The sequence below is a fragment of the Pseudoxanthomonas dokdonensis genome (assembly GCF_001431405.1).
Lineage (GTDB): Bacteria > Pseudomonadota > Gammaproteobacteria > Xanthomonadales > Xanthomonadaceae > Pseudoxanthomonas_A > Pseudoxanthomonas_A dokdonensis.
In genome coordinates this window covers 82,886-108,267 of record NZ_LDJL01000002.1, presented here as the reverse complement: position 1 = coordinate 108,267, position 25,382 = coordinate 82,886, and the positions used below count along the sequence as shown (strand labels likewise).

The following is a 25,382-nucleotide window of genomic DNA, read 5'->3' as shown; positions in this document are numbered from 1 at the left end:
CGCGCCCGGGAGGAGTGCCATGGATAGCAGCAAACGCAACAGACAATTGTTGACCGCCGTCGTGGTGACGCTGGCGCTGGGCGCGCTGCTGTTCCTGGCCGGCTGGATGGTGGGGCGCTGGCTGGCACAGCGCGACACGCCGGCCAGCGCACAGGCGCCGGCCAGCAGCACGCAGGCCGCGCCGGCGGGGATGGTCGCGTTCGTGCCGGGCCAGCAGATCGATGCCATCCGTCGCGGCGTGCCGATTGACCGGGAGGCCCTGCCGCCGCGGCTGGCGTCGGTCGAGAACGCCGACATCAAACGCACCCGCGCCTATCCGATGCAGCCGCCGACGATTCCACATGCCATCGACAGCTACCAGATCGACAAGAACAGCAACCGCTGCATGTTGTGCCATGCCCGCGCCAACGCCGCGACGTTCCAGGCACCGCCGGTCAGCGTGACCCATTACATGGATCGCGATGATCAGTTCCTGGCGACGATTTCGCCGCGTCGCTACTTCTGCAACCAGTGCCACGTGGTCCAGACCAACGCGCCGCAGCTGGTCGCCAACGGCTTCAGGGACATCGATTCGGTCATCGCCGTCGGCAAGGAGTAGCAGCATGCGCAGGTTACGCGACTGGACGTTCCGCGATTCCCGTCTCCACGGCCTCTGGATGACGCTGCGCCGGCCCAGCGTGCACTACAGCCTGGGCTTCCTGACCGTGGCCGGGTTTGTTGCCGGCATCGTGTTCTGGGGCGCGTTCAACACCGCGCTGGAAGCGACCAACACCGAGACCTTCTGCACCGGTTGTCACGAGATGAACGACAACGTGTTCCAGGAATTGAAGACCACCATCCACTACAGCAACCGATCCGGCGTGCGCGCGACCTGCCCGGACTGCCACGTACCGCATAACTGGACCGACAAGATCGCACGCAAGATGCAGGCCTCGAAGGAAGTGTGGGGCAAGCTGGCGGGCACCATCGACAACCGCGAGAAATTCCTCGATCACCGGCTGGAACTGGCCCAGCACGAATGGGCGCGTTTGAAGGCCAATGATTCGCTGGAATGCCGCAACTGCCATGACTATGATTCGATGGACCTGACCCGCCAGGGATCGCGGGCGGCACAGATCCACAAGCTGTGGCTTGGCAGCGGTGAGAAGACCTGCATCGACTGCCACAAGGGCGTCGCCCATCATCTGCCGGACATGACCGGAGTACCGCAGGGCTGAGGGCGCGCGAACCGGCCTGGCCGCTGTTCGCACGCGGCCGCTCGCGCTAAGGTGGCGACCCTGCCACCTTGAACCGCTGCCCATGCGCATTGCCGTCTTCATCGCCTGCCTGCTTGCCGCCTGCTGCTGTCGTGCGCAGGCCTCACCGTTGCCGGAACGGCCGGCCGAGGTGCGCATCGTCCAGCAACAGGGCCGCTACCAGCTGCTGGTCGACGGCCAGCCGTTCCATGTCAACGGTGCCGGCCTCGGCGGGGGCAGCCAGGAAGCGCTGGTCGCTGCCGGTGGCAATTCCTTCCGTACCTGGCAAAGCGGTGACGTCGACAAGACCCTGGCGATGCTGGATCGTGCCCGCGACAACGGCCTGCGGGTGGCGTTGGGCATTGAAGTCGCCAGGGAGCGCCATGGTTTCGATTACGACGATGGGCAGGCGGTCGCGCAGCAACTGCAGCGGGTACGTGCCGAGGTCGCACGCTACAAGGATCATCCGGCGGTACTGATGTGGGTGGTCGGCAACGAGTTGAACCTCGAATACAGCAACCCGGCAGTCTGGAACGCGGTCGGCCAGATGGCCGATGCCATCCACCAGATCGACCCGCGACATCCGGTGATGACCACCCTGGCCGGCTTCGATGCCGGACTCATCGCTCTGCTGAAGGCGCGGGCGCCGTCGCTGGACCTGATCGGCATCCAGCTGTACGGGGATATCGATCAGCTGCCACGCAAGCTCGTCGACAGCGATTGGACCGGCCCCTACATCGTCACCGAGTGGGGCCCGACCGGGCATTGGGAAAGCCCGCTGACCAGCTGGGGAGCGCCAATCGAAGCCACCAGCACCGAAAAGGCGCAGGCGCTGCAGCAGCGCTACCAGGACTACGTCGCCAGTGACCAGCGACAGGGACTGGGTTCGTACGTGTTCCTGTGGGGCAACAAGCAGGAACGCACGCCGACCTGGTATGGCCTGTTCCTGGCGTCGGGCGAGGCCACCCCCGGGGTCGACACCATGCAGTACCTGTGGACCGGCCATTGGCCAGCCAATCGCGCGCCGGCGCTGCGACCGATCCAGCTGGATGGCAGGGCCGCCATCGACAGCGTGGTGCTGGCCGCCGGCAAGCCCTACCGTGCCGTGGTGCAGGCGCGCGATGGCGATGGCGATCCGCTGGCATATCGCTGGTACGTGCTGCAGGAAAGCACCGCCAAATCGATCGGTGGCGATCATGAGCAGGTCCCGGCAGCGGTTGACGTGCCATTGCGTGAACGCGGCGAAGGCGTGGTCGAACTGCAGGCGCCCGCCAGCGCTGGCAACTACCGTTTGTTTGTCGAAGTGCGCGACGGCCACGGGCACGCGGCCCACGCCAATTTTCCGTTCCAGGTCAGCAGATGAGCCGTAGCCGTTGCCGGCAGCCATGGCCATGCCGGTTTGAAGCGGTCCCGTACAGGCGTATGTTGGGCACTGTTTCCGCCGCCGCAGGCCGATGATGCGATCGTCTTCGTTGACTGCTTGCCTGTTGTGTCGCTGGCTGGCCATCGCCGGCCTGTGGCTGGCGGCCGCCGTCGTGACCGCCGGCGAGGCCGGCCGTGACAGCCAGGTGCCCGGCCACGAACAGGCCGAGGCGCTGGGCGATGGCAATGCCGGCAAACAGCGCAGTTTCGTGGTGATGCCGATTCCGTTGAGCAACCCGTCGCTTGGCAGTGGGCTGGTGCTGTCGGCGGTCCTGTTCTACCGCCCGCAGGGCAGCGAACGGCCCTGGATCAGCGGCGCCGGTGCACTGTGGACCGACAACGGCAGTCGCGGCGCCGGGGTGTTCCAGAAAGCCTATCTGCGGCAGGACAGCTACAGGCTCACCGCCGGCGTCGGTCGTGCCGATTTCAACCTGCGCTTCTACGGCATCGGCAGCGCGCAGGGCGACAACGACCGCGCGATCAAGTTCAACCAGCAGGCCAACGTCATCTATGCCGAGCTGCTGCGCAAGGCAGCCGCCAACCAGTATGCCGGCCTGGTGTTGTGGCAGATGGACAGCAGCGTGCGTCCGCGCTTCGACCGCGCCGCGCCCGATGGCCTGGAGCTGCCGCCGCTGGATCTGGAGACCCGGCTGCTCGGTCCCGGGCTGGCCTACGAGTTCGACACCCGCGACAACGAGCAATGGCCCAGCCGGGGCAGCTATGCCAGTGCCAGCCTGCGCTGGAGCCTGGATGCATTTGGTGCTGATCGCGAATACGGCCAGCTCAAGCTCCACTACAACCATTACCGCACGCTCGGCGAACGCAGCGTGCTGGCCTTGCGCGCATCGGCCTGCGGCACTTCCAGCCGCGCGCCGTTCTTCCAGTTGTGCCAGTTTGGCGCCAACAGTGATCTGCGTGGCTACGAGGCCGGCCAGTACCGTGATCGCACGCTGCTGGCGACGCAGGGCGAGTACCGCTTCCAGTTCACTCCGCGCTGGGGCGCGGTGGCGTTTGCCGGTGTCGGCGGGGTTGGCCATGACCTGGGCGACTACCGCATGAACGACCTGCTGCCGGCCGCCGGCGTCGGCCTGCGCTTCAAGGCGTCACTGGCGTACGACGTCAACGTGCGTGTCGACTACGCGCGCGGCAAGGATTCGGACGGACTGTATTTCGCCATCGGGGAGGCGTTCTGACTCGCGACACTGCGATGAGCCCGATACGCTGGCTGTGGTTGAGTGCGCGAACCGTGGCCTGCTTCGCACTGGCGATGGCGGTGATGGTGGCGGTCAACCTGGCGGCCGCATGGCCGGCCGATCAGGCTGGCTGGGGCCAGGGCAATGCACGGCTGCTGTTCGACCTGGGCTGTTATCTGTTGTCCGGATTGATCGCCGCGCTCGTCTTCACCAGCTTGCCAGCGCGACCCCGTCGCTGGCACCTGTTCGCCTGGCTGGCCCTGTTGCTGGGGCTGGCGCTCGCGGCCAGCTGGCAGATGCGCGATGACTGGCCCGTCTGGTTTGTGATCGGATTGCTGCTGGGGATGCCGCTGCAGGCGCTGTGCCTGCGGCGTTGGCTGTGGCCACGGTCCCGGCACCCGCCAGCGCCCTGGAAGGCTGCGGGCCTGTGATCCGTGACGCCGTTGCGCCGGGGCATGCTGATGACCCGATCAATGTGCGTCTTGCAGGCATCGGTTTAACGGCTGGGGCGGCAGACTGGCGGGCACCGCTACCGGTCGCCGGACGCGCAGCATCCGCCCGGCGCCATCGCACCCGCCACCAAGGAACCGCGCATGACTGCAGGATCTTCCGCCGCTGCAAAATACGACGACCTCAAGGCCCTGCTGCTCAACTGCACGCTGAAACCCAGCGGCCAGACCTCGCATACCGAACGCCTGCTGCAAGTCAGCGCCGGGGTGATGCGCGCGCAGGGCGTGCAGGTCGAGATCGTGCGTCCGGTGGATCTGCAACTGGCGCCGGGCGTGCAGCCGGACATGACCGAACACGGCTTCGAACGCGACGATTGGCCGGGCTTGTGCAGGAAAGTCATGGCCGCCGATATCCTGGTCCTGGCCACCCCGATCTGGCTGGGCGAGGAAAGCTCGGTCTGCCGCCGGGTCATCGAACGCCTGTATGCCGAGTCCGGCAAGTTGAACGATGCCGGCCAGTATGTGTACTACGGACGGGTGGCGGGCTGTGTGGTGACCGGCAACGAAGATGGCATCAAGCACTGTTCGATGAGCCTGTTGTATGCCTTGCAGCACATCGGCTACCTGATTCCGCCCCAGGCCGACGCCGGTTGGATTGGCGAAGCCGGTCCCGGCCCATCGTACGGTGACGACGGCGCCGGTTACGACAATGACTTCACCCAGCGCAACACCACCTTCATGGCCTGGAACCTGATGCACATGGCGCGTCTACTGAAGGACGCCGGTGGCATTCCCGCCCATGGCAACCAGCGCCGTGAGTGGGATGCCGGCTGCCGCTTCGATCACCCCAACCCGGAATACCGCTGAGCGCGCAGCGCGACGCTGGTCATGGCCCGTATCGTTGCAGCCGGACATCGCCGCGCGGCCAGTGAAGGTCATTGCTACCTGTACGTGTTGCCGTGCGCCTACGAGGATCTGCTGAAAGTCGGCATGTCACGCGATCCCTACCGCCGCATCAACGAACTGGCGCCGCGCTATTACGAATTCTTCGATCTGGCCCATGGCTGGCTGCTGCAGACCGACAGCGTAGGCGAGGCGCGTGCGCACGAAACCCGGATCAAGCGCCAGCTGCGCGAGCTCAATGCGCCGGCACCGCTGCTGGTGCCGCGCCGGGCGGCCGGCCATGGCGAATGGTTCCGCGGTGCGCAGCAGCTGCTGGATCAGGAAGCCCGCCGTCTCGATGCACAGGGTTACCGGCTGCATGCACCGTTGGCCGACTGGCTGGCGACGCGGCTGCGGCTGGAGAAGCAACAGTTGCGACCGTGGCTGGAGTCGCTGCTGTCGGCGGGCCTGTTCGACGCACTGGATGCGGGCATGGCGGACAACCCCCTGGGTGATGGCACCGCGCTGGACGCGATCAGCGATCCACGCTGGCCACTATGGCGGCAGGTACGCAACGTGCTCGACGGGTTTGCCGCCCTGCAGGTGACGCTGGATGGCGAGCTGCCCGATCAGGTGCTGCGCTGGTATGCGCGTGGATAGCGACTGCACGCCACGCATTTTCTCCCTCGCATTGCCGGCTTGAGCCATTGCCGGCTTGATCCATTGCTGATACCGCAGCAGCTGGCCGCAGGCATCAGCCTGTCAAAGATCGTCGTCGACGAATTCCAGTGCACACCCCAGGTTTTCAGTGGTGCGTCGGGCAATTTCACGCACGCGCCGGTCGGCATCGTCGCTGGTGGTGTCGACTTCCAGCAGGTGGGTGCCAGGGCCGATGTCGTCGGGCAGGCCGGCGGAACTGGAATCCGCATCGTCGAGATGCGGCATCAGATCGGCGATTTCCTCGGCGCGGTCGACGTCGTCCAGGCCGTGCAACGCGGTGATGAGCGCGTTGGCGTCATCGCTGCTGCCGGTCAAGCGCATCCTGATCAGGCTCATGCACCGTGCTCCTTTCTTCAAATCGACCTCCACTTCACCTGAGCCGGCTTAAAGACCACGTGAAGAGACGCCGTCCCGCCCGCTTCACCTGTCCGTTACCTGGCGCCATCAACAATCAAGACCGGACTCAGTGGGGGAAGCGATGACGATGCAGGACAACGACAACGACAACGATCAACAGCTGCAGGCGGACAAGCCGGCCCCCGACGCCGTGGTCAAGGGCATGTCGCGTCGCGCGCAACTGTTGCGCTTCCTGTTCAAATACCGCAACTCCGGCATATTCACCGGCCTGGCGCTGGACGAGGAACAGGTGCAGGACGTGGCCGAGGAAGGTACACCGGAACAGTTCAGCGCTGATCTCGAGCAACTGGGACCGACCTTCATCAAGCTGGGACAGATGCTGTCGACCCGTCCCGACTTCGTGCCGCCCCGCTATGCCACTGCGCTGGAGCGGATGCAGGAAGGGGTGGCGCCGGTGCCGTTCGATCAGATCAAGGAAGTCATCGAGCAGCAGCTGGGCGTGCGCCTGAGCCGGGTGTTTCCCGAATTCGATGAAGAGCCGCTGGGTTCGGCGTCACTGGCACAGGTCCACCGTGCGCTGCTGCGCGACGGCACCGAGGTCGCGGTCAAGGTGCAGAAGCCGAACGTGGCGCAGCAGCTGGTGACCGATCTGGATCTGCTGGACGAAATTGCCGGCGCCGCCGACCACCTGACCGAGGCCGGACGCAACCTGCGCTTCAGTGACTGGCTGCAGGAGTTCCGCCGCACGCTGATGGCCGAACTCGACTATGTGGCCGAAGCCGAGAATCTCGAGCGCTTCGGCGAACACCTGGCGCCGTTCGAAGAATTGCAGGTGCCGCGGCCGTACTGGGATTTCACCCGCCGCAAGGTGCTGACCATGGAGCTGGTTGGCGGCAGCCAGGTCAACCGCATCTCCGGCCTGGCCCGCACCGAGCAGTCGATGGCGCCGCTGGCCTCGGCGCTGGTACGCGCCTATCTGGACCAGGTGTTCGTACATGGCGAAATCCATGCCGACCCACATCCGGGCAATCTGCGGGTGACACCGGAAGGGCGGCTGGCGATTTTCGATCTGGGCATGGTCGTCAACATCCCGCCGCGCCAGCGCGACCGTCTGATGAAACTGCTGTTTGCCGCGGTCGATGGTCGCGGCGAGCAGGTCGCGGAAGAAGCGATCGGGCTGGGCATCCGGCTGGAAGACTACGACGATGCGCGCTTCACCCGTGACGTGGGCCAGCTCATCAGCCGCTATGCCGCGCATTCGCAATCGACCAGCGAAGGCCGGATGGTGCTGGAACTGGTCGCCATCGCCAGTGCCTGCGGCCTGCGCACGCCACCGGAACTGAGCCTGCTGGGCAAGACCCTGCTCAACCTGGACGCGGTGCGCCACAGCCTGGCGCCGGAGCTCGACACCCGCGCACTGGTTGAAGACCATCTGCAACACGTGATGCGTGCGCGCCTGCGCAAATCGCTGTCCTCGCCCAATCTGGCGGCCGAGATGATGGAGGTGCAGGCACTGTTGCGCGATGGACCGCGCAAGCTGTCCGATGTGCTGTCACTGCTGGCCGACAACCGCATGAAGGTGCGCCTGACCGGGCTGGAGGAATCCCGGTTGATGGAAAACCTGCAGAAGATCGCCAACCGCATCGCCGCCGGCATCGTCACCGCCGCGCTGATCATGGCCTCGTCGATGATGATGCGGATACCGACCAGCAGCACGCTGTGGGGCTATCCGACGGTCGCCTTGCTGTTGTTCCTGCTCGGCGTTGGCCTGGGCCTGAGCATCGTGGTCAGCGCGATGTTGTTCGATCACCGCGCCAAGCGCCGCGAGGAGCGTCCCACCCGTTGAGCTGCCCGCCGTGGCGGCCAGGCGCCGCGCTCAGGCCGCGCGCAGCCGCATCGTCAGTCCCTTGAGGAAGTTGCGCAGGATCTGATCGCCGCAGGGACGGTAATTCTTGTGATCCGGTTGCCGGAACAGCGCGCTCAGCTCGGGCTTGGAGAGCGGGAAACCGGCATCGTCGAAAATCTGGTGCATGTCGACGTCCTTCAGCATGAACGCCACCCGCAGTTTCTTCAGCACGATGTTGTTGCTGATGCGTTCCTCGAGCGGACGTTGCGGCAGACTTTCGTCGCGGCCACGGTTGAGCACGATCAGGCCATCGAGGAAGTGCGCCAGCACGCGGTCGCTGCAGGCGACGAAACCGGGCTCGTCGTCCTTCTTCAGGTAACCGACCACCTGTTCCTTGTCGATAGCCAGGTCCGGACCGGCCAGCTGTGCGATCTCCGCCACCCGTGCATCGCTCAGGTCCAGCATGTAGCGCACGCTGCGCAGGACGTCGTTGTTGATCATGATCGGCTTCCAGCGGGCGCCTGCCCGGCAAAGCGCCATTGTAGCCCCTCGTCGCCAGCAGGCCGTTGCGCGGCGGCCGCGCTCGCCGCCGCTGGCCGGTCGCGTGCAGGCCGGGCGAAGAGCGCAGAAAATGCTTGAACCGACCGGTCGTGCTTACTACGATGCACGCAACTGCTCCCCCAGCCCTGCAAGATGCTCGCCGATTCCACGCTCCCTTCATGCATCGCGGATCTGATCCGCCAGCAACCCGAGTCGACACTGGTCGACATGGTGGTCGACACCACCTATCGCGATGGCGAGCTGGTGCCGTTCCTGGGCGTGTATGCGTATGCATTGAACGAGGGCGCGTCGCTGTCCGAAGCCGCACGCCTGGCCTACGACAACGAGGACGACGGTTTTTTCTACGAGCAGCTTGAACTGCTGGACGAATGCGAAGCGGACATCGCCGCGTTCTACCCGCAATGGCCATACGCGATCGAGGCCGGTGACACGGCATTGCTGCATGCGTTGTCCGAGTACATCCGCCAGCATCCGGCCAGCGGCTCGCGCAAGACTTACCTGTTCCACCACGTCAATGCGCAGCCGTTCGTCAACGTACTGACCACCAAACCGTTCGCGCGCAGCGGCTGAGCGCGGCGTGCCGGTGCTGTGCAGGCCGCGCGCGGTGTGGGCTGGCAAGCGGCTGTTGCCGGCACCCTGCGGTCGCTGCCGCCGCCACGGCGACAGTGCAGCGATGGCGGAAGAGCGCTGGCGCGGCGGGATGCTGTCTCCCACCGGCGGGGGCTAATCACGGCGGCCGCCAGGTTCTAAGCTGGCGGCTCATTCCCCGACGAACAAACGACCATGAGCGATTCGCTTTCGATGTACCAGGCCTCGGTGCCGGTGTTGAGCCGCGGCCTGGGCAACCTGCAGGGCCTCCTGCGCCAGGCCCAGGCGCATGCACAGGCCAGTGGCTATGACGCCGACGTGCTGTTGCAGGCGCGGCTGTATCCGGACATGTTCCCGCTGCTGCGGCAGGTCCAGATTGCCTGCGATACCGCCAAATTTGCCGCCGAGCGACTGGCCGGCACCGAATCACGCCGGTTCGAGGACAACGAGACCAGCTTCGAACAGCTGCATGCGCGGCTGGACGCGGTCATCGCCTATCTGGGCACGTTCAATGCCGGGCAGATCGACGGCAGTGAGGCGCGCAAGGTGGTGGTGCCCTCGCGCAGTGGCGAGCGGACCTTCGATGGCCGCAGCTACCTGCTCGGCTTCGTCCTGCCCAACCTGCATTTCCACACCAGCATCGCCTACGCCCTGCTGCGCCACAACGGCGTGCCGGTGGGCAAGCTGGACTATCTGGGCGCGCGCTGAGCGCGGACCCGGTGGATGCAGCCGTGGTTCAATGTGTGACTGATAGCTTGGGCTGACGGCCCTTACGAGTGACAGTCATGCATTGCCCGCCTGATTCGCCTGCGTTCACCTCCCGGCTGCGGATGCTGGCGCCGCTGTTGCTGCTGCTGGCCAGTCCGTTGGCATCGGCGGGGCAGCCGGTATCGCCGGCGGCGGCCAGGCACGCCGCCGAACTGGATCTGAGCCTGCCCAGGGATGCGGCGCTGGCCACGACCGAGACCGCTTACCAGGCCGATCCACCCGGCACCTTCTACGGCGACACCAGCGGCCGCAAGCAGACCCGCGTGGTGACCCGGGTGGCCTGCCCGCAGCCGGTCAATCCGGACAACGACAGTGGCCTGACCGGCGCCGTCAGCACCGGCATCGGCTACAGCGAGGGCTATGGCACCAGCCATTACAACGCCGCCCAGATCAACTACTGCAGGACCACCGTCAACGACGAAGGCAAACCGCGGACGATGAACTTCAACCTGCACGTGGAACAGGGCGACGGCCCGTTCATCGGCGGACCGTACGACCATTACGGTCCGTATGGCTCGCCGCGCGGACACATGCCGATGCGCTAGCCACGGCCGTTGCCGGCTGCTGGCCGCGTTGTCGGCAACAGAAGGCGACAGCCGCGACAGGGGAAGCAAGCAATGACGCGCGAGGGGATCCGATACCAACGCTGGTTGGCGATGCTGCTGGTAATGGCCGGCAGCGCAATGGGCGCGGGCTGCCGCGCCGCCGATGGTATCGATGCCGCGACCACCACCGTGGCCAACGCAGCGGCCAGCCAGAGCGGCGATGCGATGGCGCCAGCGGTCGCATCCGACGGGCGCCGTGCATTGGCGGTGATCGGCGACTCCGACAGTCATTCCTACCACGATGGGATTCTGCTGGGGCAGGGCAGCGATGGCCGTGGTGGTCGCTACCATGCCACCACCTGGCAATGGACCGAGGTGCTGGGCCGGCTGCGCGGCGACCAGCTGGATCTCGGTGAATGGGGCACCTGGGGCGAGGCCGGACTGCTGGCGCGCACGCAATCTGCACTGGGTGAAGAGGACGTGCGCAGCCCGCGCAAACAGGATTACCGCTACAACTTCGCTATTTCCGGTTATGGCTGCGACGATGTGATCGGTGCGCCGCAGCGCGAGTTCCCGGCGCTGGCCCGGCTGATGGATGGCGACCCCGCGCGCTGGGCGGATGGCATCGTGGTGATCCGCCTCGGCGTCAATACGTTCGGCCTGCAGGACGATCTGCAGCGACTGGCGCAGGACCCGGCCGATCCTCAGGTGCTCGCCGATATCGACCAGTGCCTGCAGGTCATCGGCCAGGGTGTGGCGATGCTGCGCGGGCAGCGACCACGGCTGGACATCCTGCTGGTCGGCATCTTCAACAACGCGCACTGGGCCGCGTATACCGATCAATGGCAATCGGCGCAGGCCATCGGCAACATCGACCGTGGCCTGGATCGCTTCGACGACGGATTGAAGTCACTGGCCGGCAGTGACCCGCACATCGCATTCTTCAGTGATCGCGACTGGTTCGCCCGGCATTGGGGTGGCCGCGACCAACGCGGCCTGCCTGCCTACCACCCGGTCCGGCTGGGCCGCTTGCGGGTCGACAACAGCCAGGGCGATGCGCCGACCAACGCGACCCTGGCCGATGGCCATGCCGGCACGATCTGGAACGGCTTGTGGGCACAGGCACTGGTGCAGGCATTGAACGACGACTTCAACGCCGGCCTGAGGCCGGTGACCGGCGATGAAATCGCCACCCTGCTGCGACCGGCCGCCGATTGACCCTGCCATCGGCGGCCGCGGCTTCGGCAATGCTTACCAGGTGAACGTCGCCCGCCCGTAGACGTAGGTGCCATTGAAGCCGAATGGCGACTGGCTGCTGTAGGGGAACTGGCCGCTGTTCGAGTTCGGCATGATGGTCCTGTCCGGATAGGCGTCGAGCAGGTTGTCGGCGCCCAGGGTCAGCTTCCAGTTCCGGCTCGGCTTGTAGCTGGCGGCCATGTCCAGCACCCACTCGGCGCCATAGGTCTGGTCGTTGGCCGGGTTGCCGGTTTCGCTGACCCGGGTGGTGAAGCTGCCATAGCGGGTCAGGCCGGCATTCAAGGCCCAGCGCGCCAGATCCCAGGTCGCGGTCAGGTTGAGCTTGTCCTTCGGATAGCCTTCCTCGATGCGTGCCTCTTCATCACGGCCGATGCGCCGCAACTCGGTGCCCAGCGCGTCCAGCTCCGGCGGGTTGGGTGCGATCTTCTGGATCTCGGTCTCGTTGTAGTTGTAACCGGCGGTCAGGTTGAGGTTGCCGCTGGCCAGCGGCATGTCGTAGCTGCCAACCACATCGACGCCGCGCGAACGGGTATCGGCGGCGTTGGTGAAGTAACGCGCGCTGGTGACACCGTTGATGCCGAGCCCGGCCAGCAGGTCCTGGGCAGCGGTGTTGTCGGCCAGCAACAGGTTGGAAGACAGCACGATGCGATCATCGATATCGATCTGGTAGGCATCGACGGTAACGTACAGGCCGTCGGCCGGCTGCATCACCAGGCCCAGGCTGTAGGACAGTGAGGTTTCCGCCTGCAGCGGATCCGCGCCCAGTGCCTGCGCGACCGCGCTGGTGGCCGGGAAGGTACCCGACTCGAAGAAGCGATCGACACTGGTGTTGTACTGCGAGGTCACCACCTGGTAGTACTGCTGGGCCAGCGACGGCGCGCGGAAACCGCTGGCGACGGTACCGCGCAGTGCGAAGGTATCGGTGAACGCATAGCGTGCCGACAGCTTGCCGGAGGTTTCGCTGCCGAAATCCGAATAGTCCTCGTAACGTCCGGCGATGCCGGCCGAGAACCTTTCGCTGATGTCGGCTTCCAGCCCGGCGTAGACGGCGACGTTGTGGCGGTCGGCATGCACGGCGTTGGTCGGGGTGAAGCCACCAAAGCCCTGTGCGCCGCCGTTGAGGTAGGAATTGGCCGCGCCCGGCGACTGGTTCCATTTCTCCTCGCGGTATTCGGCACCCAGCGACAACGTCGCCGGGTAGGCCAGGCCCATGTCCAGCGCCTTGTTGAAGTCGGCGTTGAACACGTTCTGGGTGTACTCCAGCGCGCCATCGTAGAAGCGGCGCGGGCTGTCGGCGCCAAGACTGTAGTTGATGGTGTTGGCGGTGCTGAAGCCGAGATGGTTGTAACCGTAGTTGTAGCTCAGATCCCAGTTCCAGCCGTTGCCGGTGAAGCCCTTGGCGCCCGCCACCAGCGAACGGTCCTGCGACAGCTGCACGATCTGCGGCACGTAGCCGTCCGGGTAGATCTGCGCCAGCAATGCGCCCTGGCCGCTGTGGTTGGGCGAGCGATAGAACGCGAACGAAGTGATGTCGCGATTGCTGGCCATGCCGGTGGCGTACAACTCGGCGGTGTCGCTGAGTTCAAAACCGCTGTTGAGCGACAGCGCGGCCTGGTCGACCTCGGGATCGCCGTAGATGTAGGCGACCTCGCCGACATCGGGATTGTTGCCGGTGTTGGGCGAGGTGCCCTGGTACGGGCCGGCGCGGTCGGTACGGTCCTGCTGCCCGACCTGGCCGGCGACATGGACATAGCCGCGGCCAGCGGCGAAGTCGATCGCGCTGTCGCCGGACAGCTGGAACTGCGAGCCGTCACCGGCCGAATACTTGCCGGCGTCGACCGACAGGCTGCCGCCGCCGGTGTCGCCCTTGAGCACGATGTTGACCACCCCGGCGATGGCGTCGGAACCATACTGCGCGGAGGCACCATCGCGCAGCACTTCGACCCGCGCCACCGCCGCGACCGGGATCGCGTTCAGATCCACTGCCGACGAGCCGCGACCGATGGTGCCATTGACGTTGACCAGCGCCGAGGTATGGCGGCGCTTGCCGTTGACCAGCACCAGTACCTGGTCAGGCGACAGTCCGCGTAGTTGCGCCGGGCGGATGCCGCTGGTGCCATCGGTGATCGCCGGCCGCGGGAAGTTCAGCGACGGCAGCGCCCGCGCCAGCGCGGTGGCCAGTTCGGTGCTGCCGGTGGCCTGCAACGATTCCGGCGAAATGATGTCGATCGGCGACTGCGATTCGGCCACCGTCCGGTCCACCACCCGGGTACCGGTGACGATGACGGTATCCAGGGTACTCGCCTGGCGGGCCGGTTCCTGCGCGCCGGCGCTGGCCGCCAGTGCCGCGAGAATCGAGAATGTGAGTGGGAAAAGCGAACGGTTCATGGGGGACTCCTGCAGGTGAAGACGCCTCAGGCCGAGGCTAATTGTTTCAATTGAAAGGATTTTTAACGGGGGTACCTACCCGAAGTACCCCGCCAGGACGCGCCTGTCAATGAATCTTTAACAAACGCCGCTGCGCCGCATACAGATAAACTAGGCGGTTGTCGAACTCCAATTCCATCGGGTCCTGTCGTGATTTCCCTTCGTAATTTCGCCCTGCGCCGGGGCGAGCGCCTGCTGCTGTCCAACGTTGACCTGACCATGCATGCCGGTTACCGGGTCGGTGTGGTCGGCCGCAACGGTACCGGCAAGTCCAGTCTGTTCGCCGCCATCCGCAACGAGGTGGAAGCCGACAAGGGCGACATCGATCTGCCCGGCAAGGTCCGCATCGCCAGCGTTGCCCAGGAAACCCCGTCGCTGCCGGATGCGGCCATCGACTTCGTCCTCGGTGGCGATGTCGACGTCGCCGCCGCGCTCAAGGCCGAAGCCGACGCACTGGCGGCCGAGGACTGGGAGGCGGTGGCCAACGCTCATCACCGGCTGGAAGAGGTCAATGGCTACGACGCCTCAGCGCGTGCCGGCAAACTGCTGCATGGCCTGGGTTTTCCGGCTGAAACCCATCAGCGTGCAGTGTCGGCGTTTTCTGGTGGTTGGCGGGTGCGATTGAATTTGGCTCGTGCGCTGATGATGCCCAGTGATCTGCTGCTGCTGGACGAACCGACCAACCACCTCGACATGGATGCGGTGCTGTGGCTGGAGCAATGGTTGTTGAAATATCCGGGTACGCTGTTGCTGATTTCGCATGATCGCGAGTTCCTCGACAACGTTGCCACCCATACCTTGCACCTGCACAACGGTGGCGCCAGGTTGTACGTGGGTGGTTACACCGACTTTGAGCGCCAGCGTGCCGAGCAGCTGCGCCAGCAACAGATTGCTCACGAAAAAGAACAGGCCGAACGCGCCCATCTGCAATCCTTTATCGACCGCTTCAAGGCCAAGGCCAGCAAGGCGGCGCAGGCGCAATCGCGGATGAAGCGGCTGGCCAAGCTGTCCGGTACCGAGGCGGTGCGGATGGAGCGCGAATTCCGTATCGAATTCGCCCAACCCAATCGATTGCCGTATTCGCTGATCCGGATCAATCACGGCCAGGCTGGTTACGCTGCCGACACTGTCATCCTGAGTGAGGTTGGGTTTGGTCTTGAAGCCGGCGATCGCATCGGCTTGCTCGGTCCCAACGGCGCCGGCAAGACCACGCTGGTGCGGACCCTGGTTGGCGACTTGCCGCTGGTGGCCGGCGAACGCAGCGCGCACCCGGACCTGCGCATCGGCTACTTCGCCCAGCACACGGTCGAGTCGCTGCACGAAGGGCAGTCGCCAATCGATCACTTCCGCGAGCTGTCGCCGGATTCGCCGACCCAGGCGTTCCGTGACTTCCTCGGCAAATGGAATTTCCCCGGCGACCGTGCGTTTGAAGTGGTGGACGGGTTTTCCGGTGGCGAGCGGGCGCGGCTGGCACTGGCATTGATTGCATGGCAACAGCCCAACGTGCTGTTGCTGGACGAACCGACCAACCACCTGGATCTGGAAATGCGTGAAGCGCTGGCCGAAGCGCTCAGCGATTTCGACGGTGCCATCGTCATGGTCTCGCATGATCGCCATCTGATCGGCCTGGTCTGCGACAGTTTCTGGCGCGTGGCCGATGGCGTGGTCGAGCCATTTGCCGGTGACCTGGACGAATACGCGGCCTGGCTGCGCACCCGTCCGTCGGCGCAGGGCACCAAGCAGGCGCGGGCGGCGCAACCGGCACCCGCAGCGCCGACCCCGCCGTTGCCGCCGGCGCGCAAGGTCAACCCGGTCAAGCTGGCGGCGGCCGAAAAACGGGTCGCCGAGCTGGAAGGGCGGATCGCCCAGGTCGATGGCGAGCTGGCCCGGCCAGAAGTCTTCGCCAACCCGGAATCGGTTGCGGCACTAGGACAGGAGCGCGTCGTGCTGCAGTCACAATTGCAGCAGGCTGAACAAGACTGGCTTGCGTTGTACGAGGCAGTCGCGTAAGTCATACGCGTCCAAGGCGCGGTACCCACAAGGAAGCAAATGAGCCAAGAAATCATCTATCTCAGCCTGATCTTCGGATTGCTGGTGATCCCGCGCGCGCTGCAACGGTTCAAGATTCCGGCACCGCTGACCTGCCTGCTGTTCGGCATCATCGCGATGCTGTTCTTCAGCGACCGCACCCACGATTCATTGCTGATGTGGCTGGCCACGTTCGGCATTTCGTCGCTGTTCCTGTTTGCCGGTCTGGAAGTGGATCTGCATGCGCTGCGGCGCGGGCTGTGGCCACTGCTGACTCATCTGCTGATCCGGACCCTGACCCTCGCCGGGGTCACCTGGCTGGGCTGGCATTACGGTGCCGACTACGGCGTGTCCTGGCAGGCGGCGGCGCTGCTGGCGCTGGCCCTGCTGACCCCATCGACCGGTTTCATCATCGATACCCTGGGACGGCTGGGGCTGGATGAAGAAGAACAGTTCTGGGTCACCAGCAAGGCGATCGCCGGCGAACTGCTGGCGCTGGTGGCGCTGTTCGTGGTGCTGCAGTCATCGGACCGCGAACAGATGATGGTCGCTTCGGCGATCCTGGTGGCGATGTTGATCGGCTTGCCGCTGCTGTTCGTGGCGCTGGGCCGCTGGGTGGTGCCGCAGGCGCCGGGCTCGGAATTCTCGCTGCTGGTGATGGTCGGGCTGATCGCCGCGTTCATCACCTACAAGCTCGGCGTGTATTACCTGGTCGGTGCGTTCATCGCCGGGTTGGTGGCACGGCTGCTGCGGCAACGGATGCCCAAGCTGGCTTCGCACGAGAACCTGCACGCGGTGCGCCTGTTCGCGACCTTCTTCGTGCCGTTCTACTTTTTCTACGCCGGCACCAAGGTGCCGTCGGACGCGTTGAGCTGGGAAGCGCTGGGACTGGGCATCCTGATCACGCTGGTGGTGTTGCCGCTGCGGGTCGGCGTGGTCTGGCTGCAGCGACGGCTGATGTTCGGCGAGGATTTCCGCAGCAGCATGCGGGTGTCGCTGGCGCTGGCGCCGACCCTGATCTTCACCCTGGTGCTGGCCGGCATCCTGCGTGACCGTTTCTCGATCCCGGACGTGCTGTTTGGCGCGCTGCTGCTGTATGCCGCGCTCAACACGCTGCTGCCGTCGCTGGTGTTCCGTACCCCGTTCGATGTGGACCCGCTGATTGCCGATGAACAACTGGCGCTGCCACCGCCGTCGGCACCGACGCCGACCGGCGCCAGCGCCAGCGTGGTGCCGGTGGCGGCCGAGGCCAGCAGCAGCGATCCCATCGCCGAATCACCGCCGGCGCGGACTTGAAGCCGCTCCGGCAATCCCCATGTCTGCGCCAACCCACTGACTTCGATCGTCACCCATGCCCATCTACGCCTTTGAATGCAAACAGTGCGGTCATCAGTTCGACCGCCTGCAGAAGCTCTCCGACCCGGACCCCGACACGTGCCCGGCCTGCCAGGCGCAGGCGGTCAAGCGGCAGCTGACAGCGCCGTCGTTCCGGCTGGCGGGCAGCGGCTGGTACGAGACCGATTTCAAGAAGGACGGCGACAAGAAGCGCAACCTGGCCGACAGCGGCGATGGCGCAGGCAAGCCGGCGGCCGACAGCAAGCCCGCCGCCGATGCCAAGCCGTCCACGCCAGCGGCGACCGCGCCGGCCGCGGCCAAACCGGCGGCCAGCGCCGACTGAGGCGGTTGATCACCTCGCCCGGCGTGATCGCCGGGCGCCAAAGCGGGGCGGGCGACGGCCAGCCACTGGGGCGAAGGGCCGCTGCCGGTTAAACTACCGGGCTTGACCGGTTGCCGCCGGTTTGTCCTTTTTTCCGGCCCTTGCCGGCTGCCCCCTGCGGAGTTTGCCCCCATGCGTACCCATTTCTGTGGTCTTGTCGATGAGGCCTTGATTGGCCAGACCGTCACCCTGTGCGGCTGGACCGACGTCGCCCGTAACCTGGGCGGCGTCTGCTTCATTGATCTGCGTGACCACGAGGGCATTGTCCAGGTCACGGTCGAGCCCGACGCGGCCGAGGTCTATGCCGTCGCCGAGCAACTGGGCTACGAGGACGTGCTGCAGGTCGAAGGCGTGGTCCGTGCCCGCCACAGCGTCAACGACAAGATCCGCACCGGCAAGGTCGAAGTGATCGCCAGCCGCATCACTGTGCTCAACAAGGCCGCGCCGCTGCCGTTCCACGCCCACGAAAATCCTGGCGAAGACATCCGCCTGCAATACCGTTACCTGGATCTGCGCACCCCGGACATGCAGCGCAAGCAGCGCACCCGGATCAAGCTGGTGCAGGCACTGCGCCGCTGGCTGGACGGGCGCGGTTTCCAGGACATCGAAACCCCGATCCTGACCAAGGCCACGCCCGAAGGCGCACGCGACTTCCTGGTTCCGGCGCGGATGCACCCGGGTGAGTTCTACGCGCTGCCGCAGTCACCGCAGCTGTTCAAGCAGATCCTGATGGTCGCCGGCTTCGACCGTTACTACCAGATTGCCCGCTGCTTCCGCGACGAAGCCCTGCGTGCCGACCGCCAGCTCGAGTTCACCCAGCTCGACATGGAGTTCGCCTTCGTCGAGGAGCGCGATGTCCAGGACACCGTGGAAGCGATGATCCGCGACATCTTCAAGGAGGTGGTGGATGTTGATCTCGCCGCGCAGTTCCCGCGCATGACCTGGGCCGAGGCAATGCGCCGCTTTGGTTCGGACAAGCCGGATCTGCGCATCGACCTGGAACTGCAGGACGTGGCCGAGCTGGTCAAGGGCAGCGAATTCAAGGTCTTCAGCGACTGGGCCGAGCATCCGGAAGGCCGCATCGCCGCGTTGCGGGTACCGGCGGGTGCCGCCTTCTCGCGCAAGCAGATCGACGATTACGCCGCGCATGCCGCCAAGTACGGCGCCAAGGGCCTGGCCTACATCAAGATTGGCGACGATGGCGCGGTCAACTCGCCGATCGCCAAGTTCTTCAGCGAAGACGCCTTCGCCGCCTTGATCAAGGCCATTGGCCTGCAGAATGGCGACCTCGTTTTCTTCGGTGCCGGCAAGTACAACGTGGTCAGCGACTTCATGGGCGCGTTGCGGTTGAAGGTCGGCAAGGACACCGGCCGCGTCGCCGCTGGCTGGGCACCGTTGTGGGTCACCGATTTCCCGATGTTCGAATGGGATGAAGATGCACAGCGTTACGTGGCCCTGCACCATCCGTTCACCGCCCCGGCGGTCGACGACATCGCCGACCTGCGCGCCAACGCGAAGACGGCGGTATCGCGCGGTTACGACATGGTCCTCAATGGCAATGAAATCGGCGGCGGTTCCATCCGTATCCACCGCCCGGACATGCAGAGCACCGTGTTCGAACTGCTGGGCATCGGTGCCGAAGAAGCCGAAGCCAAATTCGGCTTCCTGCTGGACGCACTGAAGTACGGCGCACCACCGCATGGCGGCATCGCCTTTGGCATTGACCGCATCGCCGCGCTGATGGCCGGCACCGACTCGATCCGTGACGTCATCCCCTTCCCCAAGACCACCAGCGCCCAGTGCCTGATGACCGGCGCGCCGTCACCGATCGCCGACGAACAACTGGCCGAAGTACACATCCAGGTGCGCCCCAGAAAATAGAAAATAGAGATTCCGCAACAACCCGGCCACGGCGTACGTCATCCATGCGAATCCGCCTGGCACCAACGCCCTTCCCCCGCAAGCGGGGGAAGGGAACGGGATGGGGGCCACCCCAGGGCCAACCGTCAGAGCCTCCTTCGTCCGGGAGAGAAGAGTGGCAAAAAGGTCGGTGCAGATGCTGGTTTTCAGCAAACCAGAAAAGGCTGGGTCCCGGCGTTCGCCGGGATGACGATGTTGGATAGTTCTCTATCTTTTTCGTCATCTGGCGAAAGCCCAGAGTCATCTCTTGTTGCCAGTGGATTAAGTAAGGACATCACCTCAACCTTTCCGAGCACGATAATCAAACCCTCCTCCCGCCTGCGCAGGAAGGGCTGGGATAGCTGCCAACTTCAGTCCATCCACCCGCAGCAAGCAAAGCCCTTCCCCCGCTTGCGGGGGAAGGGTTGGGATGGGGGCATCCCGCCCCAACCCATTCAACCTGCAACCACGAGATCCAAGCACAATGACCGAACACGCATTCAACCTGGAATGGGAACGCCTGGGCAATGAAGGCAGCGATGCCAACCTGATCACCGAGCGCGCCCGCGTCTTCGGCGGCTGGCTGGTCCGGGTCGGCGTGGCGCAAACCGCGATGACGCTGGCATTCGTCCCGGACGGCGAGGGCCGCTGGGATGGCGAGGACTTCGGCGAAGACGATTACGAGTACGACGAAGAAGACGGCGAAGAGGACGACGAAGAATACGAGGACGACGACGGCGAGGAAGACGACGCCGACGACGAGGAGGAGTAAGCATGCAGCTGCGGCGCGCCAGCGTGGCCGATGCCGAGGTGCTGTCGACGCTGGCGGCGCGCACCTTCAGCGAGACCTTCGGCCATCTGTACCCAGCGCAGGATCTGGCTGATTTCCTCGCCGATGCCTACGCGCTGGACAAGCAGCGGACCATTCTCGGCCATCCCGATTACGCGGTATGGCTGCTGGAGGACCAGGGCGTGGCGGTTGGCCATGCCGCCGCCGGCCCGTGCGGCTTGCCGCATCCGCAGGTCGGTGATGGGGATGGTGAACTGAAGCGGCTGTACGTGCTGCAATCACACCAGAACGGCGGCCACGGCAGTCGCCTGTTCACGGCCGCCATCGACTGGCTGCAGCAGGCCGGGCCGCGCACCCTGTGGATTGGCGTGTGGTCGCAGAACCACGGCGCGCAACGCTTCTACGCCCGCCATGGCTTCGAGAAAGTCGGCGAATATAAATTCCCGGTCGGCAATACCCTGGATGATGAATTCATCCTGCGCCGACCGGCAATCACGCAACCGTAGAGCGGAGCTCGCTCCGCTGCCTGTTGCCCCGTTGCTATTGCCCGGCTGTCCGCGATGGCATGGCCCGGTCATGGAATCCAGCGATATCAATCGAAGCAGCGGAGCAAGCTTTGCTTTGGAAGTAGTGGCGCGAACTCCGCTTTGGAAGCAGCGGAGCAAGCTCCGCTCTACGCGCGGGGCGGTGCAGCCAAATCGACATCAATCGTCGTGGCTGTCGCTGTCGGGCAACTCGCGGTCTTCCAGCACGGCACGGCTGCCATCGAGCAGGCCGCGGCTCATCCTGCCGTGTTCGACAAACAGCAGTTCGCCGTTGATGCCGTGCTTGATGCTGCTGTCGACAGCGATCACGCGGCCGTTGAAATAGCTGCCGATATGGTTCATCGAGGTGTGGCCGACAACGATGTGTTCGACTCCCGACTGTCTGGCAATCGCATCGACATCGGCCTGACTCAGTTCACCGGGATGGAAGTAGCCGCGGTACCAGATCGGACTGGTCTTGCCGTCGTACAGCGGCGCATACAGCGGATCGCTCTTGACCCGGTAACGCGGTAGCCCCAGCGAGGCACGGTAGCGATCATTGTTCTGCTGCCGGCTCAGGCCCAGCTGCAGGTACTGGGGCGAAATGCCCCCGTGCAGGAACAGCATGTCATTGACCTGGCCCTGCTGCGGCGCACTGTGCAGCCACTGGCCGAGCACCGTGTCCTGGCCATACAACGCCGGATAGCTGGTGCCGAGCAACTGCGCCACCCGCCAGTACTTGTCGTTGAGATAGCGCAGATCGTCGTACAGGGTCATGGTTTCGTGATTGCCGATCAGGAAGTGCACGCCACCCCCGGCATCGGCGGCCTGCTGCTGCAGGGCGTACAACAGCCAGAAGGCTTCGGTGACCTTCGGCCCGCGGTCGAACACATCGCCATTGATGACCAGATGGGCCTTGCCCATCTTCCAGTTGCCCTGCGCATCGACCACCTGGTTGGCCTGCAGCAGTCGCAGCAGCAACTCGTACTGGCCATGGATATCGGATACCGCGACCACGGTGTCGACGCCGCTGATCGGCAGCCGGTCGTCGGCGCTGGCCGGTGCACGGATCCGCAGATCGCGCGGATAGCCGCAGCGTGCCGGAATGGTGACTGGCCATTGCGTGGCCGGATAACGCTGTTTGATCGGCTTGCCGTCGCAGACCCAGCGCGCGATCAGTTCATCGTTGCCATATGTCACATATGGACCGTCATCCAGTGTCGCGCTGATGCCCGGTTCGCCGCTGCTGGGGTCGGTCGCCGCCGTTGTCTGCGCCGCCGCGGCGGTACTGAAGCCGGCCCAGCAGATGAATAACAGCAGCAGGCGACAGGAGTGGGATCGCATGGTGATTCTCCGGATGACAGATTGCCATTGTCGCCCGATTGCCTCGCCGTGGCCTGTGTGGGCGGTCAGGGTTTTCCGGCGTGGGCGACCATGCTATGACGGGGCATGGACGATCATCCGCATGACACCGACACCCCGATACTGCTGTTGCACGGCATCTGGAACGCCAAGGCCTGGCTGACGCCTTTGGCGCGGCTGCTGCGCGCGCAGGGTTTCAGGGTGTCGGTGTTTGGCTATCCCAGCATCGTCGGCGGCCCGGAGATCGCGGTGCCACGCCTGATCGAACACCTGCGCGGGCAGCAGGCGCCGCTACACCTGGTCGGCCACAGTCTGGGCGGTCTGGTGGCTCTGGAGGCATTGCGCCAGCAGCCGCAGTTGCCGGTGGCGCGGGTGGTATGCCTGGGCACGCCACTGTGTGGCAGCCAGGCGGCGCGCAATCTGGGCCGGCAATCATGGTCGGCGTCGTTGCTTGGCCGCAGTGGCCGGCTGCTGCAGGACGGCTGCCCGCCCTGGCAGGGCCCCGTGCAGGTTGGCATGGTCGCCGGCAATGTCGCCCGCGGCATGGGCCGGCTGATGGCCCGTTTCGACGGCCCGTCCGATGGCACCGTGGCGTTGCGGGAAACCCGGCTGCCGGGGCTGGCCGACCATTGCGTGGTCGCCGCCAGTCACACCGGGCTGGTGTTCTCGCGCCCGGCGGCGGTGCAGGCGGCGCACTTCCTCCGCCATGGCCGCTTTGCGCCGCCCGCCTGAGCCGGCACGCCGGCCAGCGGCAGGCGCCGGGCAATGCGGGTAAAATCGCTGGATCTCCACAGCACTGTTCCGGAAACGCCATGGGTAGAGGCCCTTCCATCGAAGCCCGCAAGAACGCATCCGATGCCAAGCGCGGCAAGATTTTCACCAAGATCATCCGCGAGATCGGGGTGGCCGCGCGCGCCGGAGGCGGTGACCCGGCCAACAACCCGCGGCTGCGGGTGGCGGTCGACAAGGGCCTGTCGGCCAACATGTCGAAGGACGTCATCGAGCGTGCCATCAAGAAGGCGACCGGTGAGCTGGAAGGGGTGGAATACGAGGAAATCCGTTACGAAGGCTATGCTCCCGGCGGGGTCGCGGTGATCGTCGACTGCCTGACCGAGAACCGCGTGCGCACGGTGGCCGAAGTGCGCCATGCCTTCAGCAAGTGCGGCGGCAACATGGGCACCGAAGGCTCGGTGGCTTTCATGTTCAAGAAGCTTGGCGTGCTGAGCTTCGGCTCCGGCGCCGACGAGGAAAAGATCACCGAGGCGGCGATCGAGGCCGGTGCCGACGACATCGTCGTCTATCCGGATGATGGTTCGATCGACGTGGTCACCAGCGTCGAGGATTTCCAGCAGGTCAAGCAGGCGATGGAAGCCGCCGGCATCACCGCCGACCAGGCCGAAGTGACCTTCCGTGCCGACAACGACATCGCGGTCGAAGGCGACACCGCGAGGCAGGTGGTCAAGCTGCTGGACATGATGGAAGACCTGGACGACGTGCAGAACGTCTATTCCAACGCAGCGCTGGGCGCCGATGCCTACGCTGGCTGAGTCCGTGACCCGGGGCCATATGCCAGTACGTTGTCGGCGTGCGTCCGTAGCTGAGCAACCGTGACTTTCAAGACAGCCTCCAGCGGTCCCCGCTCACCGGTCTCCGGTCCCGTCGCCACCCGTATCCTTGGCATCGACCCGGGTTCGCAGCGCACCGGCGTCGGCATCATCGACGTCGATGCGGCGGGCAGGCCCAGCTACGTGTACCATGCGCCGCTGGTTCTACTGGGGGCGGATGACTTCCCGCAGCGGCTCAAGCGCTTGCTGGCTGGCCTGGCCGAAGTCATCGAAACATGGAAACCGCAGGAAGTCGCCATCGAAAGGGTGTTCATGGCCCGCAATCCGGATTCGGCGCTGAAGCTGGGACAGGCGCGCGGCGCGGCGATCTGCGCGGTGGTCATGCGTGATCTGCCGGTCCACGAATATGCAGCCAAGGAAGTCAAGCTGGCGGTCGTCGGCAAGGGCGGCGCCGAAAAACAACAGGTTCAACACATGGTCGGGATGATGCTGGGGCTGCACGGCAAACTGCAGTCCGACGCCGCCGATGCCCTGGCCATCGCCATCACCCATGGCCACGTGCGGGCAACCGCGGCGCGGATGGGCATCGACGTGCGCCAGGCCTGGAGCCGTAAGTGAGGATGTGTCCATGATTGGTCGTTTGCGGGGCGTGCTGGCGTTCAAGTCGCCGCCGTGGCTGGTGATTGATGTCGGTGGCGTCGGCTACGAGCTGGAAGCGCCGATGAGCACCTTCTACGATCTGCCCGAGGTCGGTCGCGAAGTCTCGTTGTTTACCCACTATGCGCAGAAGGAAGACAGCGTCTCGCTGTACGGCTTCCTGCGCGAGAGCGAGCGCAGGCTGTTCCGCGACGTGCAGAAGGTCAGCGGCATCGGCGCCAAGATCGCGCTGGCGGTGCTGTCCGGGGTCAGCGTCGACGAATTCGCGCGGATGGTGCAGTCCAGCGACGTCACCGCGCTGACCCGCATCCCCGGCATCGGCAAGAAAACCGCTGAACGCATGGTCGTGGAACTGCGGGATCGCGCCGCCAGTTTAACTGGCGGTCCAACCGGACCCGGCCCACAGGCCTATGATCCGCAATCCGAAGCCACCATCGCCCTGCAGCAGCTGGGTTACAAGCCCGCTGACGCAGCCCGGATGGCGCGCGATTCGGCCAGCAGCGGCGATGACGCCGCCACCATCATCCGCAAAGCCCTGCAATCAGCCCTGCGCTGACGCTTCCGCACCGGCAACGCATTCCTGTTGGCAA

At 65.3% G+C, this 25,382-nt stretch carries 26 protein-coding genes; 22 read left to right on the top strand and 4 right to left on the bottom strand.

Features of this window, described 5'->3' with window-relative positions:
* Nucleotides 1–19: 19 nt before the first annotated feature.
* From ABB29_RS01755 to ABB29_RS01725, 7 genes are all read left to right on the top strand, one after another.
* Nucleotides 20–598 carry a nitrate reductase cytochrome c-type subunit gene (locus ABB29_RS01755; protein WP_057656901.1) on the top strand — a complete coding sequence of 193 codons (579 nt, stop codon included), beginning with the start codon at nt 20–22 and terminating at the stop codon, nt 596–598.
* A 4-nt stretch (nt 599–602) separates the two neighbouring features.
* A complete protein-coding gene (locus tag ABB29_RS01750; RefSeq protein ID WP_057656900.1) occupies nt 603–1,217 on the top strand; it encodes a cytochrome c3 family protein in 615 nt (204 codons plus the stop codon).
* A gap of 82 nt (nt 1,218–1,299) precedes the next feature.
* Nucleotides 1,300–2,598, top strand: coding sequence for a glycoside hydrolase family 2 TIM barrel-domain containing protein (locus tag ABB29_RS01745; RefSeq protein WP_057656899.1), 1,299 nt, complete (start codon nt 1,300–1,302; stop codon nt 2,596–2,598).
* 94 nt (nt 2,599–2,692) lie between these two features.
* Complete coding sequence (locus tag ABB29_RS01740) at nt 2,693–3,850, top strand: BamA/TamA family outer membrane protein (protein WP_157062452.1); 1,158 nt, start codon at nt 2,693–2,695, stop codon at nt 3,848–3,850.
* A gap of 14 nt (nt 3,851–3,864) precedes the next feature.
* Nucleotides 3,865–4,281: a hypothetical protein gene (locus ABB29_RS01735; RefSeq protein ID WP_057656897.1), complete on the top strand. Its 417-nt coding sequence runs from the start codon at nt 3,865–3,867 to the stop codon at nt 4,279–4,281.
* 162 nt (nt 4,282–4,443) lie between these two features.
* Nucleotides 4,444–5,166: a flavodoxin family protein gene (locus ABB29_RS01730; RefSeq protein WP_057656896.1), complete on the top strand. Its 723-nt coding sequence runs from the start codon at nt 4,444–4,446 to the stop codon at nt 5,164–5,166.
* A 21-nt stretch (nt 5,167–5,187) separates the two neighbouring features.
* A complete protein-coding gene (locus ABB29_RS01725) occupies nt 5,188–5,841 on the top strand; it encodes a GIY-YIG nuclease family protein (RefSeq protein WP_057656895.1) in 654 nt (217 codons plus the stop codon).
* Nucleotides 5,842–5,943: 102 nt separating this feature from the next.
* Here ABB29_RS01725 and ABB29_RS01720 read toward each other — a convergent pair whose 3' ends face one another.
* Nucleotides 5,944–6,237, bottom strand: a complete 294-nt coding sequence (locus ABB29_RS01720) for a hypothetical protein (RefSeq protein ID WP_057656894.1) — start codon at nt 6,235–6,237, stop codon at nt 5,944–5,946.
* Between the two features lie 142 nt (nt 6,238–6,379).
* On the opposite strand from ABB29_RS01720, the gene ABB29_RS01715 reads away from it, so the two are divergent.
* A complete protein-coding gene (locus tag ABB29_RS01715; RefSeq protein ID WP_057656893.1) occupies nt 6,380–8,104 on the top strand; it encodes an ABC1 kinase family protein in 1,725 nt (574 codons plus the stop codon).
* Between the two features lie 30 nt (nt 8,105–8,134).
* Here the strand turns inward: ABB29_RS01715 and ABB29_RS01710 are convergent, their stop codons facing one another.
* Nucleotides 8,135–8,605: a YehS family protein gene (locus tag ABB29_RS01710; RefSeq protein ID WP_057656892.1), complete on the bottom strand. Its 471-nt coding sequence runs from the start codon at nt 8,603–8,605 to the stop codon at nt 8,135–8,137.
* A gap of 192 nt (nt 8,606–8,797) precedes the next feature.
* On the opposite strand from ABB29_RS01710, the gene ABB29_RS01705 reads away from it, so the two are divergent.
* From ABB29_RS01705 to ABB29_RS01690, 4 genes are all read left to right on the top strand, one after another.
* Nucleotides 8,798–9,235: a hypothetical protein gene (locus ABB29_RS01705; protein ID WP_057656891.1), complete on the top strand. Its 438-nt coding sequence runs from the start codon at nt 8,798–8,800 to the stop codon at nt 9,233–9,235.
* Nucleotides 9,236–9,448: 213 nt separating this feature from the next.
* On the top strand, nt 9,449–9,961 hold the full coding sequence (locus tag ABB29_RS01700; RefSeq protein ID WP_057656890.1) for a DUF1993 domain-containing protein: 513 nt from the start codon (nt 9,449–9,451) through the stop codon (nt 9,959–9,961).
* A gap of 77 nt (nt 9,962–10,038) precedes the next feature.
* Nucleotides 10,039–10,566, top strand: coding sequence for a hypothetical protein (locus ABB29_RS01695; protein WP_157062450.1), 528 nt, complete (start codon nt 10,039–10,041; stop codon nt 10,564–10,566).
* Between the two features lie 72 nt (nt 10,567–10,638).
* Nucleotides 10,639–11,784, top strand: a complete 1,146-nt coding sequence (locus ABB29_RS01690; RefSeq protein ID WP_157062449.1) for an SGNH/GDSL hydrolase family protein — start codon at nt 10,639–10,641, stop codon at nt 11,782–11,784.
* Between the two features lie 33 nt (nt 11,785–11,817).
* Here the strand turns inward: ABB29_RS01690 and ABB29_RS01685 are convergent, their stop codons facing one another.
* A complete protein-coding gene (locus ABB29_RS01685; protein WP_057656887.1) occupies nt 11,818–14,211 on the bottom strand; it encodes a TonB-dependent receptor plug domain-containing protein in 2,394 nt (797 codons plus the stop codon).
* 189 nt (nt 14,212–14,400) lie between these two features.
* Between ABB29_RS01685 and ABB29_RS01680 the strand changes: the two genes are divergently transcribed.
* From ABB29_RS01680 to ABB29_RS01655, 6 genes are all read left to right on the top strand, one after another.
* Nucleotides 14,401–16,260 carry an ABC-F family ATP-binding cassette domain-containing protein gene (locus tag ABB29_RS01680; protein WP_057656886.1) on the top strand — a complete coding sequence of 620 codons (1,860 nt, stop codon included), beginning with the start codon at nt 14,401–14,403 and terminating at the stop codon, nt 16,258–16,260.
* Nucleotides 16,261–16,299: 39 nt separating this feature from the next.
* Nucleotides 16,300–17,574, top strand: coding sequence for a cation:proton antiporter (locus ABB29_RS01675; RefSeq protein ID WP_057656885.1), 1,275 nt, complete (start codon nt 16,300–16,302; stop codon nt 17,572–17,574).
* 55 nt (nt 17,575–17,629) lie between these two features.
* On the top strand, nt 17,630–17,956 hold the full coding sequence (locus ABB29_RS01670) for an FmdB family zinc ribbon protein (protein ID WP_057656884.1): 327 nt from the start codon (nt 17,630–17,632) through the stop codon (nt 17,954–17,956).
* A gap of 171 nt (nt 17,957–18,127) precedes the next feature.
* Nucleotides 18,128–19,876 carry an aspartate--tRNA ligase gene (gene aspS / locus ABB29_RS01665; protein WP_057656883.1) on the top strand — a complete coding sequence of 583 codons (1,749 nt, stop codon included), beginning with the start codon at nt 18,128–18,130 and terminating at the stop codon, nt 19,874–19,876.
* A gap of 502 nt (nt 19,877–20,378) precedes the next feature.
* Nucleotides 20,379–20,666, top strand: coding sequence for a hypothetical protein (locus tag ABB29_RS01660; RefSeq protein ID WP_057656882.1), 288 nt, complete (start codon nt 20,379–20,381; stop codon nt 20,664–20,666).
* A 2-nt stretch (nt 20,667–20,668) separates the two neighbouring features.
* The gene (locus tag ABB29_RS01655) at nt 20,669–21,190 is read left to right on the top strand and encodes a GNAT family N-acetyltransferase (RefSeq protein WP_057656881.1); all 522 of its coding nucleotides are present in this window, start codon (nt 20,669–20,671) and stop codon (nt 21,188–21,190) included.
* Nucleotides 21,191–21,388: 198 nt separating this feature from the next.
* Here ABB29_RS01655 and ABB29_RS01650 read toward each other — a convergent pair whose 3' ends face one another.
* Nucleotides 21,389–22,552 (bottom strand): metallophosphoesterase, encoded by a 1,164-nt coding sequence (locus tag ABB29_RS01650; RefSeq protein WP_057656880.1) that lies wholly within the window; start codon nt 22,550–22,552, stop codon nt 21,389–21,391.
* A 105-nt stretch (nt 22,553–22,657) separates the two neighbouring features.
* On the opposite strand from ABB29_RS01650, the gene ABB29_RS01645 reads away from it, so the two are divergent.
* From ABB29_RS01645 to ruvA, 4 genes are all read left to right on the top strand, one after another.
* A complete protein-coding gene (locus ABB29_RS01645) occupies nt 22,658–23,302 on the top strand; it encodes an esterase/lipase family protein (protein WP_057656879.1) in 645 nt (214 codons plus the stop codon).
* Nucleotides 23,303–23,382: 80 nt separating this feature from the next.
* Nucleotides 23,383–24,117, top strand: coding sequence for a YebC/PmpR family DNA-binding transcriptional regulator (locus tag ABB29_RS01640; protein ID WP_057656878.1), 735 nt, complete (start codon nt 23,383–23,385; stop codon nt 24,115–24,117).
* A gap of 60 nt (nt 24,118–24,177) precedes the next feature.
* The gene (gene ruvC, locus ABB29_RS01635; RefSeq protein WP_057656877.1) at nt 24,178–24,753 is read left to right on the top strand and encodes a crossover junction endodeoxyribonuclease RuvC; all 576 of its coding nucleotides are present in this window, start codon (nt 24,178–24,180) and stop codon (nt 24,751–24,753) included.
* Between the two features lie 10 nt (nt 24,754–24,763).
* The gene (ruvA, locus tag ABB29_RS01630; protein ID WP_057656876.1) at nt 24,764–25,348 is read left to right on the top strand and encodes a Holliday junction branch migration protein RuvA; all 585 of its coding nucleotides are present in this window, start codon (nt 24,764–24,766) and stop codon (nt 25,346–25,348) included.
* Nucleotides 25,349–25,382 lie beyond the last annotated feature (34 nt).